The organism is Kitasatospora sp. NPDC054795, from assembly GCF_053611565.1.
This window is the reverse complement of sequence record NZ_JBSHAP010000015.1, coordinates 85,704-103,428: the sequence shown is the minus strand read 5'-3', so window position 1 is coordinate 103,428 and position 17,725 is coordinate 85,704. Positions and strand designations below refer to the sequence as shown.

General features: G+C 73.1%; 18 protein-coding genes, 1 tRNA gene, 1 pseudogene and 1 riboswitch. Of the genes and pseudogenes, 2 read left to right on the top strand and 18 right to left on the bottom strand.

The annotated features are described in order from the left end of the window. Positions 1-32: 32 nt before the first annotated feature. On the bottom strand, positions 33-1,451 hold the full coding sequence (locus ACWGJO_RS08210) for a purine-cytosine permease family protein (protein ID WP_452182706.1): 1,419 nt from the start codon (positions 1,449-1,451) through the stop codon (positions 33-35). Beyond that, positions 1,444-1,588: riboswitch (TPP riboswitch) on the bottom strand. Its footprint overlaps the gene before it by 8 nt. Positions 1,589-1,852: 264 nt before the next feature. Between ACWGJO_RS08210 and ACWGJO_RS08205 the strand changes: the two genes are divergently transcribed. Further along, positions 1,853-3,721: a S1C family serine protease gene (locus ACWGJO_RS08205; RefSeq protein WP_452182705.1), complete on the top strand. Its 1,869-nt coding sequence runs from the start codon at positions 1,853-1,855 to the stop codon at positions 3,719-3,721. A gap of 63 nt (positions 3,722-3,784) precedes the next feature. Next, positions 3,785-3,872: transfer RNA gene (locus ACWGJO_RS08200), tRNA-Ser, on the top strand. Positions 3,873-4,010: 138 nt separating this feature from the next. Here ACWGJO_RS08200 and ACWGJO_RS08195 read toward each other — a convergent pair. From ACWGJO_RS08195 to ACWGJO_RS08115, 17 genes and pseudogenes are all read right to left on the bottom strand, one after another. Then, a complete protein-coding gene (locus tag ACWGJO_RS08195) occupies positions 4,011-5,387 on the bottom strand; it encodes a tyrosine-type recombinase/integrase (RefSeq protein ID WP_452182704.1) in 1,377 nt (458 codons plus the stop codon). A 57-nt stretch (positions 5,388-5,444) separates the two neighbouring features. Next, positions 5,445-5,636, bottom strand: a complete 192-nt coding sequence (locus tag ACWGJO_RS08190; RefSeq protein WP_452182702.1) for a helix-turn-helix transcriptional regulator — start codon at positions 5,634-5,636, stop codon at positions 5,445-5,447. Between the two features lie 168 nt (positions 5,637-5,804). After that, a complete protein-coding gene (locus tag ACWGJO_RS08185; RefSeq protein WP_452182700.1) occupies positions 5,805-7,064 on the bottom strand; it encodes a DUF3631 domain-containing protein in 1,260 nt (419 codons plus the stop codon). 110 nt (positions 7,065-7,174) lie between these two features. Then, a pseudogene (locus ACWGJO_RS08180) lies at positions 7,175-8,014 on the bottom strand (DUF3631 domain-containing protein); the annotation flags it as partial. Further along, on the bottom strand, positions 8,011-8,949 hold the full coding sequence (locus tag ACWGJO_RS08175) for a bifunctional DNA primase/polymerase (RefSeq protein ID WP_452182699.1): 939 nt from the start codon (positions 8,947-8,949) through the stop codon (positions 8,011-8,013). The pseudogene ACWGJO_RS08180 and the gene ACWGJO_RS08175, both read right to left, overlap by 4 nt. Positions 8,950-9,011: 62 nt before the next feature. Then, positions 9,012-9,299, bottom strand: a complete 288-nt coding sequence (locus ACWGJO_RS08170; RefSeq protein ID WP_452182698.1) for a hypothetical protein — start codon at positions 9,297-9,299, stop codon at positions 9,012-9,014. A gap of 17 nt (positions 9,300-9,316) precedes the next feature. Then, entirely contained in the window at positions 9,317-9,679 is a 363-nt protein-coding gene (locus tag ACWGJO_RS08165; protein ID WP_452182696.1) for a hypothetical protein, read from the bottom strand. Further along, positions 9,676-11,241, bottom strand: coding sequence for a DNA cytosine methyltransferase (locus ACWGJO_RS08160; protein WP_452182695.1), 1,566 nt, complete (start codon positions 11,239-11,241; stop codon positions 9,676-9,678). The genes ACWGJO_RS08165 and ACWGJO_RS08160 overlap by 4 nt, the downstream gene beginning before the upstream one ends. A 114-nt stretch (positions 11,242-11,355) precedes the next feature. After that, positions 11,356-11,838, bottom strand: a complete 483-nt coding sequence (locus ACWGJO_RS08155; protein ID WP_452182693.1) for a single-stranded DNA-binding protein — start codon at positions 11,836-11,838, stop codon at positions 11,356-11,358. Between the two features lie 119 nt (positions 11,839-11,957). Beyond that, positions 11,958-12,269: a hypothetical protein gene (locus ACWGJO_RS08150; RefSeq protein ID WP_452182692.1), complete on the bottom strand. Its 312-nt coding sequence runs from the start codon at positions 12,267-12,269 to the stop codon at positions 11,958-11,960. Between the two features lie 9 nt (positions 12,270-12,278). Then, complete coding sequence (locus tag ACWGJO_RS08145) at positions 12,279-12,461, bottom strand: hypothetical protein (RefSeq protein ID WP_452182691.1); 183 nt, start codon at positions 12,459-12,461, stop codon at positions 12,279-12,281. A 9-nt stretch (positions 12,462-12,470) separates the two neighbouring features. Then, positions 12,471-12,911 (bottom strand): hypothetical protein, encoded by a 441-nt coding sequence (locus tag ACWGJO_RS08140; RefSeq protein WP_452182690.1) that lies wholly within the window; start codon positions 12,909-12,911, stop codon positions 12,471-12,473. Positions 12,912-12,927: 16 nt separating this feature from the next. Further along, a complete protein-coding gene (locus tag ACWGJO_RS08135) occupies positions 12,928-13,119 on the bottom strand; it encodes a hypothetical protein (protein WP_452182689.1) in 192 nt (63 codons plus the stop codon). Positions 13,120-13,162: 43 nt separating this feature from the next. Continuing rightward, positions 13,163-14,548 (bottom strand): DNA/RNA helicase domain-containing protein, encoded by a 1,386-nt coding sequence (locus ACWGJO_RS08130; RefSeq protein ID WP_452182688.1) that lies wholly within the window; start codon positions 14,546-14,548, stop codon positions 13,163-13,165. Continuing rightward, complete coding sequence (locus ACWGJO_RS08125; protein ID WP_452182687.1) at positions 14,545-15,378, bottom strand: hypothetical protein; 834 nt, start codon at positions 15,376-15,378, stop codon at positions 14,545-14,547. Before ACWGJO_RS08125 ends, ACWGJO_RS08130 begins: the two co-directional genes overlap by 4 nt. A gap of 83 nt (positions 15,379-15,461) precedes the next feature. Next, complete coding sequence (locus ACWGJO_RS08120; protein WP_452182686.1) at positions 15,462-15,962, bottom strand: hypothetical protein; 501 nt, start codon at positions 15,960-15,962, stop codon at positions 15,462-15,464. An 11-nt stretch (positions 15,963-15,973) separates the two neighbouring features. Next, complete coding sequence (locus ACWGJO_RS08115; RefSeq protein WP_452182685.1) at positions 15,974-17,272, bottom strand: hypothetical protein; 1,299 nt, start codon at positions 17,270-17,272, stop codon at positions 15,974-15,976. Positions 17,273-17,725: the final 453 nt, after the last annotated feature.

Here is a 17,725-nt window from a genome sequence, read left to right as displayed (position 1 = left end):
GCCCCCGCATCGGCCGGCGCGGGGCGGGGCGCTCAGTGCCGGCCGGCGCGGCGGGAGAGCGGGGTGAGCGCCCAGGTGACCAGGGCGGGCACCAGGAAGGCGAACAGCGAGGCGGAGGTCCACTCCTGCGGGGTGAAGTGCAGCGACTCCTGGGCCGAGGTCCAGAAGTCCGTCCACCAGCCGGCCACCTTGGTCGGCGCGATGAACTGGTAGACCGCGAAGCCCAGGGCCCACGGCAGCAGCATCGGCCAGCGGGACGGCGCGTCGGCGGAGAGGTCCCAGCCGCGCCGCCCGGCACCGAGGAAGTAGTCCACCACGAGCACCGCCAGCAGCGGCACGAACACCGAGCCGATCAGACCGAGGAAGCCGTAGTAGGTGTCGGTGAACTCGTCGATCCGCAGCGCCAGCACGGTGATCAGCACGCCGATCGCGCCGGAGAGCACCCGGCGGTCCACCTTCGGCAGCAGGTTCTGCACCGACATCGCCGTCGAGTACACGTTGGCGAAGGACTGGTCCGTCTCGCGCAGCACCAGCACCAGCAGGAACAGCCAGCCGGCCCAGACCCCGAGGAAGGAGTCGAAGATCCGGTTCGGATCGCCGTCCGACTGCAGCAGCGCCATCAGGCCGAGCACGTAGCACCAGACCTGGGCGATCGTGTAGCCGGAGAAGCTGCCCCAGAACGCCGAGCGCGGGGTGCGCGAGTGCCGGGTGTAGTCGGCGGCCAGCGGGACGAAGGAGACCGACACCGCGATCATCGCGTCGGTGGCGCCCAGGAAGCCGTGCCAGTTGCCCGCCCCCGGGTCCGGCACGCCCTGGCGGCCCAGCTGGACGGTGAAGTACACCATCGCCACCGCGACCGCCCCGGCCACGAAGCGGCGCAGCACCGCGATCGAGCCCAGCGGCCAGATGGTCAGCGCCGTGGTCAGCGCGCCCGCGAGCAGGACGAACAGCCAGCGGTAGCCGGTGGTGTGCGCGACGGTCTGCGCGCCCGCCGAGATGGTCAGCAGCTCGAACACGCCCCAGCCGATGCACTGCACGATGTTCAGCACCGTCGGCAGGTACGACAGCCGGGTGCCGAACAGCCCGCGCAGGTTCGCCATCGCGGGGGCGCCGGTGCGGGCGCCGATCAGCGAGGCCACGCCGAGCATCGCGGTGCCGACCGCCGTACCGACCGTGATCGCGGTCACCGCGGCGGCCAGCGACAGCTCGCTGCCGGGGGCGCCGAGCACGGTGGCGGCGGTGGAGAAGCCGATCAGGCTGACGCCCAGGTTCATCCAGAGCGCGAAGTGGTCCCGGAAGCGCAGCGTGCGCGGCGGCTCGGTGTCCAGCACCAGGGGCGCTTCGACGTGCTCGGGGCGCTCCAGGACGGCGGTCGCGCCCCCGGCGGAGGCGTCCGCGCCGGGGGCGGGAACGTTCGCGCCCGAAGAAGAGGATGGCGAAGCAGGCGGCATGGCCGATACTCCCTACGCCGGCATTACCCGGACAGGTTCCGGCGGTCAGCGCCCCCTCGACCGGCCGTCACTCGTGTGGCGTACGGTCGACATGCGCACTCTCAGCCTGGTGGGTCCAAGCTCCCGCGTGTCAGTTTGGAGCGACAGGCTAACCGGCACGGGGGCGATCGCCCAAGGCCGAGGGTGTGCGGTCCGCATCGCGGGACGCCCGGCGGGGGAGGGGAGCCTCGGCCGTCGGTGCCGGCGTCGGTGCCGGCGTCGGTGTCGGGTGTCGGGTGTCGGGTGTCGGCGTCTGCGTCGGCTAAGGATTCTTATGAGTTCTTCAGAGGGGTCCTTACGGCAATCGAATCGACAGTGCGAAAAACTATGGTCCTTGGTTCTGCCAGCTATGGAGGTCGTCCGTGAGCACCGAGCGCGAGGTTGGGCCCACCGGGCCGCAGGGGGAGCAGCCCGCCGGGCCGGGGGCGGCCGAGTCCGCTTCCGAAGGCCCCGCTCAGGGTGGGCACCAGCCGACGATGGCCTTCCGGCGGGTGCCCGAGCCGGAGTCGGGCGCCGTCGAGGCCGCCCCCGTCGAGGCGGCGCCGCCCGTCGACGCCGTCGCGGCCGAGGGTGTCCCGGCCGAGGGCGGGCACAAGCCCACCGTCGCCTTCACCAAGGTGTCCGCACCGGAGGCCCCCGCGGCCCTTGCGGCGCCCGTCGCCGAGCAGCCGGCCGTCGACCCGGCCACCGGCTACATCGACGCGCCGCCGCCGGTCCTGCCGCCCGCCCCGCAGGCTCCGGTGGCCCCGCTCGCCGCGCCCGCCCCGGGCGCGGCCCCCGCCGCCCCGGCGCTGCCGCCGACGGCCGACAACCCGTACGCCACCCCGACCCACGGCGTTCCGGCGGCCGGCCCGCACGAGAGCTACGGCGCCGCTCCGGCCGTGCCCGCCGCCCCCGCCGCTCACGAGGGCTACGGCGCCGCTCCGGTCGCGCCCGCCGCCCCCGCCGCGCACGGCCACCACCCCTTCGGGGCCGGTCAGCCGCTCGGCGGCTGGGGCCCCACCCACGACTCCACCTCCGGCGGCGCGGGCTACCCCGGCGGCCCGGCGGGCCCGCTCGGCTACCCGGCGGACTACCCCGGCGGTCCGGTCGGCCCCGGCGGCCCGCGCAAGAAGCGCGGCGGCCTGGTCGCCCTGATCGCGGCCGTCGCGCTGGTCGCCGGTGTGGCCGGCGGCGTGCTCGGTGTGACCGTCACCGACAACGCCGACCGCGGCAGCTCCGCGAACGACCACCGCAGCACCACCGTGCAGGCCAGCGACACCCAGAAGAACGAGCCCGCCCCTGGCTCGATCGCCGCCATCGCGCAGAAGGCGCTGCCCAGCGTCGTCACCATCAAGGCGCAGGGCAACGGCGAGTCGGGCACCGGCACCGGCTTCGTCTTCGACACCGAGGGCCACATCCTCACCAACAACCACGTGGTCGCGCCGACCCTCAACGGCGGCAAACTGACCGTCAAGTTCGCCGACGGCAGCTCCTACAGCGCCTCCGTGCTGGGCCACGCCGAGGGCTACGACGTCGCCGTGGTCAAGATCGACAACCCGCCGAAGAGCAAGCTGACCCCGCTGCCGCTGGCCGACTCCGACAAGGTCAACGTCGGTGACGCCACCGTCGCGATCGGTGCGCCGTACGGCCTGGAGTCCACCGTCACCAGCGGCATCATCAGCGCCAAGGACCGCCCGGTGGCCTCCGGCGACGACACCGGCTCGCAGGCCTCGTACATGAACGCCCTGCAGACCGACGCCTCGATCAACCCCGGCAACTCCGGCGGCCCGCTGCTCGACTCCGGCGGCGCGGTGATCGGCATCAACTCGGCGATCCAGTCCAACGCCTCCGCCAACGGCCGGGCCGGCAGCATCGGCCTGGGCTTCGCCATCCCGATCAACCAGGCCAAGTGGGTCGCGGACACCCTGATCAAGACCGGCAAGCCGGTCTACGCCAAGCTCGACGTGCTGCGCAACGACGACTACAAGGGCGACGGCGCGCAGATCCAGACCAAGGACATCCAGGGCCAGCCAGCCGTCACCCCCGGCGGCGCGGCCGACAAGGCCGGCCTCAAGCCTGGCGACGTCATCACCAAGCTCGGCGGCGTGCCGATCGACAACGGCCCGGCCCTGGTCAGCCGGATCTGGACGCACAAGCCCGGCGAGACCGTCGACGTCGAGTACACCCGCAACGGCCAGACCCTCAACACCAAGGTCACCCTCGGTCAGCGCGAGGGCGACCAGCCGTGACCCCCGCCCGCACCGAAACGTGTGCGCCGAACCCCGCCGGACCCGTTAGGCTGACCTCCGCCTGGAGAGCTGCCCGAGCGGCCTAAGGGAACAGTCTTGAAAACTGTCGTGCGGTGACCCCGTACCGTGGGTTCGAATCCCACGCTCTCCGCTGGTGAGGAACACCCAGCTCAGGGCGGGTATCGGCTACATGCCGATACCCGCCCTTTTCGATTCTGTCCCGGGCTGTCCCACCTGTGTGCCGGGTCCGGTCAGCACGTGTGGGCCAGCCCTGGGCCAGGCCTACGGCCTACTCGTCGCCGTACTCCTGGTCCAAGAACTGCTCGATCATGGCGTTGGAGCGGTCCTTCCTGCCGTCGAGCACCTTGGCGTAGAACTTGAAGAGCACCGTGATGCTGTGGCCGGCGCGGTGGGCGACCTCGGCCGGGTCGACGCCGGCCGCGAGCCACCCGGACACGCAGGTGGCCCGCAGGTCGTACGGGACGTCGGCGAACGGGGTCTTCACCTGCTCGGGCGTGAGCACCAACTCCCGGGCCTTCTTCCAGACCTCCGAGGTCTCCTTCGTGCTGAGCAGCCCACCCTCGGCGGCCTGGAACAGGCGTCCGTCAAGGCCCAGTCCGAACTCGTCCACGTGCGCGCGCAGCATCCGGACGAACACCGGGGGGATCGGGATGTCCCGGGTGGCCGAGCTGGCGCGGTGCTTCAGGCCGCGCTCCTCGTGAGACTGCCCGTCATCGGTCCACCGCGACCCGACCCGGGGCGAGCTGCCGGGCGCCACGATGAGGCCCCACCCCGACTTGGGCAGCTTGCAGTCCGTCAGCCGGAGGTGCGTGGCCTCGGCCGGCCGGGTCGCGGCCCAGTTGATGCAGCCGTAGTACGTGGCCAAGTGGCGCCCGCGCGGGCCGAGTGTCCGGACCGCTTCGATCAACTCCCGTGCCTGGCGGGGGGCCGGCACGAACCGGAAGTCGATCTCGTCGTCCGTCTCGGGCGGCGTCCACTTCACGGACTTCAGCGGGTTCGCCGTGAGGAGTCTCCGCTCGATCGCGTACCCGATAGCACCGCTCAGGGTGGAGTACTTCCGCTTGATGGTGTTGTCCGCCGCGCGCTTCCCGTCCAGTTTCAGGGTGATGGCCACCAGGGCTTCCCGGATGGTGTCCGAGTCCTCCAACTGGGCGACGGGCACCGACTTGCGGGAGAGCCAGCTGAGCGCGTCCGCGAACTTCTCGGGGATCTCGCCCCGGTGCTCGGAGAAGTTGAACGCCCAGCACGAGAGAGCCCGCCGCAGCACGGGGGCCGGCGGGGCCCCACGGTGGTCCGTGACCAGCGCCGGGGCGATCGTGGCCAACCCGTCCGCCCGCGCGGCCCGTTCCTTCGCGGACGAGTCCGGCCATGTGACCTCGGCGTACTTCTTCGCGTGGTCGAACCACGACACCTGGGCCTGCTTCTTTTCGAGTTCGCGCAGCTCAGAGGCCGGGAGGCCGGTCTCGACGTCGAACTCCTCGCCCTTCTTCATGGCGGTGCGAAGCTCGGAAAGCCTTCCGATGGCCAGGGTTTTGGTGGTGTAGCTCTTCGAGTGGGTCCGCGGGCCGACCTTCCACCGAAGTTCGAACGGCTTCCGTCGGTTGCGTTGGCGGATCTCGTAGAGCGTCACGTCGTACGTCAGCACGGTTCTCCAATGAGCAGGGCCCTGGCGAGCGCCAGGGCCCTGCGGGGTGAGGGGCAGTTAGGCAGCGTCGAGTTCCTGCGCGGCCCACCAGGCGTCGAGGTCGCTCCGGCGGACGCGGAGCTGGCCGTTGGGGAGCTTCATGGTCTTGGGCCCCTTCCCCAGGGCGACCATCCGGTAGTACGCGGATCGGGACATGGCGATCTCTTCGAGGACGGCGGCGAGCTTGAGCTTCGGGTCGGTCTTGGACATGCGCTCCTCCGGGATCCTGTTCGGGGCTTAACCGCTTCCCCCTGTGGAATCCGCTACTGCCGCTACTGCCGCTACCTCCCTGGTCAGGGGCATGTTTTTGGTAGCGGATTGGGTAGCGGTAGCGGATTGGTGCCGCTCCCGCCGGGGTTGACGGGAGCGGCGGGCGGCCTACGGTGCGGCGGCGGCCGGGGTGGCGGGTAGCGGATCGGTATCCGCTACCTTGGGCGTATCCGCTACCGGAAACAGGGCCCTGACCTGCGCGGTAGCGGCAGTAGCGGCAGTAGCGGCTTCCTCGGGGCGAGGCCGGCGGGGCGGGCAGTACCGCAGCCACGCGTCGGAGAGGTCGGCGGCGTAGTAGCCCTTGGCGGTGCTCTTCGAGCCGGTCTTGATGTTGCGGGGCTTGATGGGGTCGTTGTCGGCCTTGACGTAGTCGCCGAGCATCTTGGCGAGGGCTCGGGAGGTGATGGGTTTGCCGTCGAGGTCAGCCCACGGGGCGTCGTCGAGGTCGGCGAGCTTGCTGAGCAGGTCGGCGCTGAGCATGCGCTCGGCGTCGCCGAAGATGTCCCGCAGATCGGCCAGCAGGCGGATCCCGACAGAGCCCTTGTCGTTGGCCTTGGCAGCGGTGACGAGCTGGACGCAGGCGGCGCGAGCGCGCTTGGGCCAGTGCCCGCCGGCGGCGTCGGCGACGGCGAGCAGGGGCTCCCACACGTCGGCGGGCCGGTCGCTGATGCCCTCGGGCAGTTCCGGCCAGGCGCCTTCGAGCTTCTGACGGACACTGCTGGCCCAGGTGGCGAGGCGCTCGCGCAGGGCGTGGCCCTCGGCCTTGTGGATCCGCTCGCGGTAGGGCTCGACCTTCTCGTTGGGGGCCCGGCGGCGCATCCGGATGACGACGGAGCGGCTCATGATGGTGTCGGGGAGGTCGCCGAGGCCGCCCATAGCGAGGGCGGCGTAGACGGGGAAGGGCTGCACGGTCTGGGTGTTGCCGTCGCCAACGCAGCGCAGGACGACGCCGGAGCGGCGGTGGCCGGAGTTGATCAGGCCGCGCAGGTCCTCGTTGCCCGCGGCCTTGGGACCGAAGGTGGTGTCGATCTCGTCGAACAGCACGGTGGGCCGGGCGTCGGGGTCGCAGACGGACCGGAACAGCGCGGCCGGGGAGACGTCGGTGGTGAGCATCGGACGCGGAGTGAGCGTCTCGATGATCTCCAGCGCGCGGGTCTTGCCAGAGCCGGGCTCGGGGCTCAGGAAGGCGATGCGCGGGGTGGACTCGAAGGTGTCGAGCAGGTGGGTGTGGGCGTCCCACAGCACGACGGCGGTGTACGCGGCTTCGCTGGGGAACACGTTGAAGCGACGGTGGAACGCTTCGACCGCGTCGAGCACGGCGACGCCCTCGTCAGTATCGGTGGTGACGGGCAGGGCGGGATCGGTCATGCTGGCCTCTCCGGTTCTGTCAGGGCTGGAAGGGAGCGGGCCGCCGGTCTTTGGCGAGAGGGCGGCCCGCTTCGAGCAGGTCAGTAGGCGTGGGCGTCGGTGGCGGTGAAGCTGCGGTTCGCTTCGACGAGCTGGACACAGGCGTCGCGGGCGCGCTCGGGCCAGCGGCCGCCGGCGGCGTCGGCGACGGCGAGCAGGGGCTCCCACACGTCGGCGGGCCGGTCGAAGATGCCGTCGGGCACCTCGGGCATGGCGGCGCTGACCTCGTCGCACACGGCGTCGGCCCAGGTCGCGAGGCGCTCGCGCAGGGCGTTGCCCTCGGCCTGGTGGATCCGCTCGCGGTAGGGCTCGACCCGCTCGTCGCAGGTCCGGCGGCGCATCCGGATGACGACGGAGCGGCTCATGATGGTGTCGGGGAGGTCGCCGAGACCGGCCAACGCGAGGGCGGCGTGGGCGGGGAAGCGCCGCACGGTCTGGTTGCTGCCGCCGCCGACGCAGCGCAGGACGACGCCGGAACTGCGGTGGCCGGAGTTGATGAGGCCACGCAGGTCTTCGTTCCTGGTGCCCTTGGGGCCGAAGACGGCGTCGCTCTCGTCGAGCAGTACGGTCGGGCGGGCCGCCTTGTCCTGGATCGCGCGGGCCAGCGCGGCGGGGCTGACACCCGTGGCGTCCATCGGTCGGGGCACGAGGTCGGCGATGACGGCGAGCGTGCGGGTCTTGCCCGATCCGGGCTCGGGGCTCAGGAAGGCGATGCGGGGGGTGGACTCGAACGCGTCGAGCAGGTGGGTGTGGGCGACCCAGAGCGTGGTGGCGATCCGGGTGGCTTCGCTGGGGAAGACGGTGAAGCGGTTGTGGTGGGCTTCGACCTCGTCGAGGAGGGCGGCGCCGGTCTCGGGGCCCGGCCGGTCCGGGGTCTTGGTGCTCTTAAGGGGGGAGTTCGGGAGGGTCATGCGGCGTCTCCGGCCGGGTTGTGGGCGATGGACCAGTTCAGGGCGTTGGTGATGGTCGCGTCGGCCTCCCGCGCCGTGAGACCGGCCTGCTCGGCCGCCCCCTTAAGAGCCTGTTCGACTTCACCACGGCCGAGTTGACCGTTCGCCACGAACCTGCCGAGAGCACGGGCGGCCCGGGTGAGGGTCCAGTTGCGGGTGCCCTCCGGGGCACCGGCGACGTTCGTCGTCTCGTTGCGCAGGGCGGCGTCGACGTAGGCGGGCCGGTTGCCCTGCCGCCGGGAGTCGAGCCGGAACGGGGAGGCGGCGGGCCTCGTCGCCGGGGTGAGGAGGCGGGTGATCCAGCCGGGCAGCGGCGCCGGGTCAGCGCCACGTCCGACCTCGTAGCGGCGGCCATCAACGGTGCTGCCCGCGGCGACGACGTAGCCGCCACCGGCCCGGGTGTCGATCAGCCAGCCCAGCCCGGACCCGTGCTGACCGGCGGTGTTGCGCAGGGCGAGTCCGGCGGGGGCGGTGAAGTACAGGTGCCGGCCGCCGCTGGGGGTGACGACGGTGTAGGTGCCGTCCGGGAACGGCTGGTGGTTGCGCTGGCACAGCGCGAACAGCACATCGAACCCGTCCTCCACCTGCTCGTCGGCCCACTCCGGGGGCGGGACGGCACCGGGCTTGGGGGTGTCGAGGTCGACGACGACCAGGCCGGACGGGCCGGTCGCGAGGCCGACCCCGTACGGCCCGTGCGACCAGGTCCGCCGCACGACGTCGGGGTCGAGGGTGGCGCGCTGCTCCCAGCCCTGGTGGCCGTTGGCGCAGGGGCCGGTGCGGGGGCAGGTGGCGACGGCGTGCAGGGCGGGGCGCTTGCTGCGGGGCAGCAGCGGGAAGACGTACCAGCCGCGTTCGACGGCGTTGAGGGCGGCGTTGAGCAGGGGGTTGCCGGTCACGGCGGTCCCTTCGAAGGGGAGGGCCCGGAGCCGACGCTGGTCGACCCCGGGCGGAGGGGGTGTCAGTCGGTCTGGCCGAGGTCGAGGGCGATGGGGAGCTGTCCGTCGCAGGCGGTGGCCGGGGCGGGCGGCATCAGGGCGTCGAGGGCGGCCTGGTGGTGCGGGTCGGAGAGCAGGCAGATGACGCGGCCGTCGGTGGTGACCAGCCACTCGGGGTCGGCGTGGACGAGATCGACGGCGGCCTCGCGAGTGGCCGAGTAGACGGCGCGCTCGTCGTCGTGGTCGGAGCCGTAGGTGGTGCCGCAGACGTCGCAGACGGCGACGTGGCAGGTCACGGCCTTGATGGACACGGGATCCTCCCGGGGGGTCAGAGGTCGAACAGGGCGTTCGGCTCGACGGCCGGGGCGGCGGTGGCGTGCTGGGCCTTGGCGGCGCGAAGGGTGGCGTCGTGGCAGTGCCGGCACCAGGCGGCCAGCGCCCGTTTGGGCAGGGCGGCGGCCTGGTGCGGGGGCAGCAGCAGCGCGGCGGGGTCGACCGGAGCGACGAGCAGGTGCACCCAGCCGCGGCCGCGCTTCGTCTGGTAGGTGCCGTGGACGGTGGGGCAGCGCCCGCCGTCCTTGTCGTGGTCTTTGCCGCAGGTGCCACGGCACTGGCAACGGCCTGCGGCGGCGGCCAGGACGGCCTGCCACAGGCCCTGCTGGTCGCCGAGGGGCGGGGTGCGGCCGGTCACGAGATGCTGCCGGGTTCGGGCAGGTCGTGGCCGGTGACGGCCTCGGCGAGGGCGGAGACGAGGATCTCGGCGACCGGCGGGGTGACGGCGTTGCCGTACTGGCGGACCTTCTCCCGCTTGTTGCCCAGCACGGTGTACTGGCGGGGGAAGGCCATGGCGGCGCCGATCTCGCCGGGCTCCAGCATCCGGAACAGCACCTCCTCCACCGGCACCTGGTGGCCGCGCACGAGCGCGTAGCGGTCGCGGGTGGTGAGCGCGCCGACGGGCTCGGCCACGGGCCGGGCGGTGGTGTTGCCGTAGTAGGGCAGCAGCAGCGACGACCAGTCAGGGACGGCCTCACCGGTGGGCGGGGTGGCGAGGCCGTGGTGGTTGCCGGAGGCGGTGACGGTGGCGAGCGCGTCCAGAACGGGGCGAGCGTCGGAGGAGCCGCCACGCAGTTCGGTGATGAACGGCATCCAGGCCACGCCGGTCTCGTTGCGGGCGGTCTGGGTGCGCAGGGGCTCGTTCGCGGTGAGGGCGGTCTTGCCGTCGCGGCCCTCGGCGGGCACGAGCAGCGGCGGGACGGCCAAGGCGTCGTTCTCCCGGGTGGTGCGGGCCGGGGCGGGGTCGGTGACGGGGCTGGCGTCCTGGCGCCAGGTACCGCCGGCCGGGGCGAGAAGCGGCAGCGCGTAGCGGGCGAGGCCGGCGCGGATGCGCTCCAGCGTCTTGGGGGACAGAGCCTTGGTGCGCTCGCCGATCGGGGTGCCGGGCAGGGTCCAGTCGATGGCGGTGGCGGCGGGCAGGGCCGGGGGCTCCAGGACGCTGTTGCGGCAGGCGACGTTCGGGCAGCGGTAGACGTACTGCTGGCGGTAGCGGCCCATGTCGGCGCCGGGCTTCTTGAACGCCTGAACCGCGCGGACGGTGCGCTCGCAGGTGGGGCACCAGGCCGTGGGCCGCAGCCACTTGTCCCAGTCGGGGTCGCGTCGCAGGCCGGTGCGCCAGTAGGCGAGGTAGAGGCGGTCGCGGGACTGCGGGGCGGCGGCGACCACGTTCGGGCGGGCGTGCATGGAGTTCAGGGCGATCAGGCGGGTGCGGTAGCCGAGGGCGCGGATGCTGTCGACCCAGGCGTTCCACAGGTCCCAGGCGCGGACGTCGACGACGTTCTCGACGACTCCGGCCAAGACGGGCTTGCCGCGCGCGGCCATGGCCTCCAGGTAGCGGGGGACGTCCCACATGAGGGCGCGGGAGCGGTCGGCGGCGGCGTCGGTGAGGGTGTCGCCGAACAGGTCGGGCTGCTTGTCGAAGTCGCGGCGCTTGCCGCGGGCGTTGGACCACTGCGGGCACTCGGGGGAGGCCCAGAACAGGTCGGCGGCCGGGAAGCGGGCGACGTCGGCGTCGTGGAGGTCGCCGAGGAAGTGGTCGGCCCGGGGGAAGTTCGCGGCGTGGGAGGCGATGGCCTTGTCCCAGTGGTTCGCGGCCAGGACGGGGACCACGCCGGGGACGGCGGCGGCACCGGTGCTGGAGCCGCCGGCGCCGCAGAAGAAGTCGATGTAGGTCAGCGTGTCGTTGGTGACGTGGGGCATGCTGGAGTCCTCTGGTCTCTGAGAGGGACTGGACGGGCCCCGCAGCAGCCGTTTTCTCTGCCAAGATTCGGCGGCTGCTGCGGGGCCCTTTGTGCTGCTCGGGGTGCGGTCCGGCTAGAACGGCGGCTCGGTCGAGCCGTCGGCCGGGGCGCTGCCCCACTGCCCGCCGGGAGCGGCCGGGGCGGCGGTGGACCACTGGTCGGCCGGTCGCGCGGCGGGGCCGCCGGTGCGCTGGGCCTTGGTGACCTTGGCGGTGGCGAAGCGCAGGCTGGGGCCGACCTCGTCGACGTCGAGGCCGAGCATGGAGCGGTTCTCGCCCTGCTCCGTCTGCCAGTTGTGCTGCACCAGGCGGCCGGTGACGACCACGCGCATGCCCTTGGTCAGGGACTCGGCGGTGTGCTCGGCCATCTCGCGCCAGGCGGTGGCGCGCAGGAACAGCGCGGTGCCGTCCTTCCACTGCCCGGTGGTCTTGTCGTAGGTGCGCGGGGTGGAGGCGACGGTGAAGCGGGCCATCGCCACGCCCTGCGGGGTGAAGCGCAGCTCGGGGTCGTCGGTGAGGTTGCCGACGACGGTGATCGGGGTCTCTCCCACGGACACGGTGCCTCCCAGGGCATCGGTGGTGTCGGGAGCGGGTCTGCCCGTCCCCCGCACCGCCCGGACTCGCGTCGCCGGCTGCGGCGGCGGTCCGGGCGGCACGGCGGTCGGCACAGGCCCAGTCAGTCGTCGGCGTTCAGGGCGAACTCGCAGGCGCCGTCGCAGTCGTAGTAGCCGCAGCCGCCGCACTCGGGGCAGTCCCCGTACTCGACGACGACCACGTCCATGACCTCGTTGTCCCAGACCTCGTCCTCGTAGCCGGTGCCGGACCCTCGACAGCCCTCGCACAGCTCGGTGTGACTGGAGCGGGGGCCGGCCTGCTCCTCCTCGGTGTGGCGCTGCTCGTCGGCGACGTCGAGGGCGATCTCGGCAGCCTTCTCCTCCTCCCGGGTCGGGGGGTCGATGCAGTCGTACAGGTCGAAGTCGTCGTCCACGATGGCCTTTCAGGCGTCCGGGGTGGCGGGCTTGGGCTGCGGGGCGAGGGCGCGCAGGCCGTCGGCGATGGCGAGCAGGGCGAGCAGGCGGGCGTGGTCGGCGGGCGGCAGGTAGCCGTAGTCGACGTAGACCCGGGCGAGGTCGTAGTGCGTGGCTGCGGGCGTGCCACAGTCGTTGAGGGGGTGGGTCACGGTGTCCGTTCAGCGGTTGCGGTTGGTGACGTTGACGTGCACGTTCACGGCGCCCTGCCCGCCCCGGCCGCCGGCGCCGGAGCTGTTCTTGAGGAGGTAGAGGGCGCCGAGGGCGGCGACGAGCAGGGCGAGGCCGGTGGTGGCGGCGGCGAGGGCCTGGAGGAGGAAGCCGAGGCCGAGGCCGGCGCCGCCGATGCCGATGCCGCCGGCGAGCAGGCGGGCGGGCCACGGGTCGCGCGCCGGGAGCTGCTCGGTGGCCTGCTGCTGTGCGGGCGGGGCGGGCAGGTAGACCACGGTCGGGGCGAGGGGCTGGGCGGGCACCGGGGCCGGGGCGTGGTGCTGGTAGAGGGCGGGCGGGTTGGTGAGCGGCGCGGGTGCGGCGGCGTAGTAGGGGGTGCCGTCGGGGCCGTAGGCCACGGGGGCGGGCGCGGGCTGAAAGGGCGTGGTCACGGGCTTGTCCTTCCGGTCAGTGGAGGGAGCCGAGGGCGGCGGCGATGGTGGCAATGAGGTGGTCGATGGCGGTGTGGAGGCCGGTGGAGGCCAGCGCGTAGCCGAAGAGGGCGGCGACCACGGCCGATCCGAGGCGCACGTAGTGGTGGCGCATGAGGAAGAAGAGCGCGATGCCGCTGAGGGCGGTGAGGGAGACGGAGAGGATCACGTGCGCACTCCAAGGGTTCGGTCGGGCGGTGTGGTGGGCCGGGTCAGCGCAGGTTGCTGAGTGCGTTGCGGATGCTGCCGAGCTTCACGGGGCGTCCGCCGTCGGCGTTGACGGCCTCCAGCAGGGCGTGGGCGTCCATGTCGCCGTCGGCGGCCTCCAAGGCGGCCTGGACGCGATCGGCGATGGTGAGCCGTGCGGTGTTCTGCGGTCGGCCCGGTGCGGCCGAGGTGCCGGTGCTGCGCGGCGCTCGGCCACCGCTCTCGTCGCCGTCGGTGTCGGGCTGGGGGAAGGCGGCGTTGTAGGCGGCGGCGCCGTCGAGTTTCTCGGCGTAGGCCTGGCCGGCGGCGGGCCAGGAGGTCTTCTCCAGGACGGCGTGCGGGTCGTCGCCGTACAGGGCGAGCATCTCGGGGTCGAGGCCCTCGGTGGGGGTCTTCGAACCGACGTTGAAGGCGCGCATCTTGGCGCCGGGGTAGGGGCCGGAGAGGTGGTAGCCGGTGCCCTGGGTGCCGGGGCGGTCGTCGTCGGCCTCGGTCTCGAACTGGGAGACCAGGCGGGTGGCTCCGGCCTTCTTCGGGATCGGCGCGAGCTTCTGTCCGGCCGGCATCAGGCCGTCGGCGACGAGCTGCTGCATCATGCTCGACGTCCAGCGCAGCAGCAGGACTTCGCCCTCCTTGAGCATGGCGCGCATGGTGTCGGAGCCGCCGAGTTCGTCGAGGTGGCCCGCCTGGGCGAGCAGGGCGATGCCGACGCCGAGGGAACGGCCGGTGCGGCCGATGTCCTTGATGTAGAAGGTGGCCAGGTCCCGGTAGGGGGCGCCCTTCTCCAACAACCTGTTGGCCTCGTCGATGACGACGTAGAGCAGGGGGTCGGGGCGGTCGCGCAGGAACTTGGAGCGGCCGGCCGCCGCGTACCGGGCGGCGCGCTCGCGCATGACGCACCACGCGGTGTGCAGTTGGGCCATGACGCCCTCTTGCGAGTACACCGCCCAGTCGACGTTGTGCCTGGCCTCGGGGGCGGACTGGCCCTCTTTCAGGTCGCCGTAGAGGGTGGCGATCCCGGAGCGCTTCATCGCGGCCAGGAGGATCTGGCCGAGCGTGGACTTCCCGGCGCCGGTGGTGCCGAACAGCAGCAGGCGCTGGGCGGAGCCGGAGACGGGGTCGTAGAGCTGGACGTAGACCTTGCGGCCGTTGTGGTAGCTGCCGATCCAGATCCGGCCGCGCTCGTCCATCTCCAGGACTTCGGGGCTGGGCAGGTGCACGTCGGCGAGTGGGTCGGTGGGGTAGATGGTGACCAGGGCCTGGCTGCCCATGGCCTCGATGGCGAGGCGGGAGGGGTCGTCGATGCGCATGGCGTCGGCGAGGCGGCCCGGGTCGTAGGTGATGATGTCGCCCGGCGGCGCCTCCAGCGTGAGTTCGTAGATCCGGCTCACGCGTCGACCTGCCGTCCGGTGTCGGTGTCGACGATCCGCAGCCCGGTGATCGTGGTGCCGGGCATGCCCTTGGGGGCGATGTGCTGGGTCCAGTGCGCGTACATGTCGGCGGCGTCCTGGGGGGCGTGCCCGACGGTGAGGCGGCGGACCCCGGCGCCCCTGCCGGGCATCTTCGTGACGGTGATCTCCTCCTCGTCCCAGTCGATCAGGGCGGACAGGCGGGTGGTGGAGATCGTGGGGACCGGGGTGCCGTGGTGGGCGGAGCGGATGACGGCCCGCATGGACTGCGGGCCGGTGCGCTCGATCTGTTCCAGGACGGTGCCGGGGGCGACGCCCCCGTCGACGGCGGCGTGTTCGGACCACCAGACGGCGAGCGGGTGCCGGTCGCCGTCCTGTTCCAGGCCGGTCGGCGCTTCCTGCCGGGCCTGCTCGACGGCCTCCGGGGTGAGGGAGGGCTCGCGGCCGGCCAGGACGCGGGCCATGCGGGCGGGGCGGATGAGCCACACGGCGACGCTCCAGACGGCACCGGCCGCCAGTTCCCACCAGTGAACGCCCGGGACGAGGCGCTCGACGACGAGCAGGCCGGCCATCGTGACGGCCGGGGTGAGGTAGAGGGCGGTGGCGGTGTCCCGGACGTGGTCCTTGGGCAGGGTGGCGGACCAGATCAGGCCGCAGGCGATCGCGGCTCCGGCGCCGCCGACCGTGGCGGGCAGGAAGTCGGTGGTGAACGCTCCGGTCACCAGGCCCGCGGTGCCGGTGAGGGTGGCGGCGCGGCCGAAGTGGCTGCGGGCGGTGGCGACACGACCGCGGATCGGGCCGAGGGACATCATCAGCGTGCTCTCCTTCGCGTTCCGGAACGGGCGAAGGGGCGGCGGTACCGTCCAACGGGGCGGCGCCGCCGCCCCGTTGAGGGTCAGCGGTTGCTGTAGAACTGCCGGTCGGCCATCTCGACGGGCATGGCGTTGGCGGCCTCGGCGACCGACCCGTAGTCGGCCTCGTGCGCGTCGGCGGTGGCCCGGAACGACGTGGAGAGGTCGGCGAGGTCGGCGGCCATGGCCTCGGCTTCTTCGAGGACCGAGCGCATGACGGCGGCGGCGTCGTGGTGCTCGGCGACGGTGTCGCGGTCGACGGCGAGCGCGGCGGCCTGGTCGGCGAGGCGGTCGACCGAGGCGGCGCACTTCTCGACGTACTTGTAGGCGCTGGTGACGACGTCGGACACGAGCGCCAGCTTCACGCCGGTCGCGGTGAGTTGGGCGATGACGATGCCGTAGCGCACGGCCTCGACGAGACCGCGACCGGCGGTGGCGAGGGCCGACCCGATCCCGCCTCCGGCGCCGTCCCGGTCGGTGGGCGCGGCGGAGGTGGTGAGCGGCTGGCTGCTGGTGACCTGGTCGGAGCTGGTGGTGTCGGACACGGGTGCCCTCCCTACTCGTTGTGGTAGTCGCGCTCGGCAGGTGCGGTGTGGCCGGCGTCGCGCACGGCGTCCGCCAGCGGCTTGTGACGGTTGGCGGCGTTGTCGCCAGCGAGGGTGATGGCCTCGGCGGCGGCCGGGATCTTCTCGGCGACCGCCTCGGCGCGGGCCTTGACCTTGGCCGTCTTCTCCATCAGGAGGACGACCATGCGCTCCAGGACGCCGGGCACCTTCAGCGCGAGAACCTTGGCGTGAAGCCTCTCCAGGTCCCCGGCGAGGTCCTCGCAGTCGGCGGCGGCCTGCTTGGCCTCGGCCGCGCCCTGGGTGATCTCCTCACCCATGTCGGCGTCCGCCTCGATGACGTCGTAGATCGTCAACTCCGCGTCGTCGTACTGGGTGCCGTGCGCGGCGCGCGGCAGGGGAATGCTCACGGGCTGTCCTCCAGCGGGCTTCGGTGATGGGGCTGATGGGGGCCGCGCGGTGCCGGGCCGGACGTGGGCTGTGGGGTGGGGCGCACGGGGCAGGGCCGCCTGGCCCCGGTCGAGGGCCGCGGGCGGGGCGGGCTTGCGGGGGCCGCCGTCGGCGCGTTCGACCGTGATCGTCTCGCCCTCGGTCCAGGCCCAGCCCGGCGGCGGCCCGAAACCCGAAGCCGCGCGGGGCGGGTCGTCACCCCAGTAGGTCCGGTGATCCGACCGGCGGTTCCACTGCCACCGGCGGTACCACTCCTCGCCCGCCCACCTGTCCCTCCAGGACCTCCGCCCGTCGTCCCGTCGGTGGGCCTTGCCGGTTCGGCGGGCATTCGCCCGATGCGTGCGCTTGCGGGCCTGCTTCGCGCCGAGGCCCTCGGCCCGGCGCGAGCGGGAGGTCTTGCGCTCACGGCCGGCGCGTCCCCGCCCGGGGCGGCTGCGGCGCCGAAGGCGGCGCCTGCCCTTCGGGGCTTTCGCCTTCCGGTCACCCTCGGCCGTCGGCGCGGTGCCGGCCGACTTCGCGGATTCGGGGCCGGGCGAGACGGCCAGGTCGGTGCCGGGCGGCGCGGTCGCGTCCTTCGGCTCGGCCGCATCGGCCGGGGCGTTGGGCTTGGGCTTGCGGCCGTTGAGGATCCGGTCGGCGGCCCGCGCTCGCAGCGCGGCGCGGATCGTCGTCGGCGTCGAGCCGGAAGGGGACTTGTGGGCGCCGGTCGGCTTCCACGAGCCGGTGGTGATCCGGTCGGCGACCCGGCGGCCGGCGGCCCCTCGGATGGTGTCCGGCCCGGCCGGGGTCCGCTCCGGCTTGGCCGGGCGCTCCGTGGGGCCGTGGGTGATGCGGTCGGCCATGCGGCGACGGGCCGCGCCCCGGATCGTGTCCGGCCCGGCGCTCTGGCGCAACGGACGCCCCGCCGACCGGTCCCGGTCCCGGTTTCGGTCCGGGGAGGTGGAAGAAGCTACCCCGCCGCCCGAATTACCGCCGCCGGAAAGGCGATTCTGGCGCCCCGGCGATCCGGAGGCCTCCAGGGCCCTTTTGCGGGCCTCCCGCACCCGATCCGGCCCCGGACTGCCACCGCCGCCCAACGGGCCGTCAGAGTGGCTATGGCGGGGCTTCTCGGGCGTCCTGCGATCCGGCGCGCCGCCCGGGCCAGTGGGGCCCTGACGGAACGTCGCCGGGACCTGCGGGCCGAGGCGGGACGAATTCGGGGCCGCATGGCGCGTGCTCCGCCCGAATTCCGGACCGGACTGCACCCGGCCCCGGGGCGCCGCCCCGGGAATGTGCGTCCGGGAATCCACAGCCGG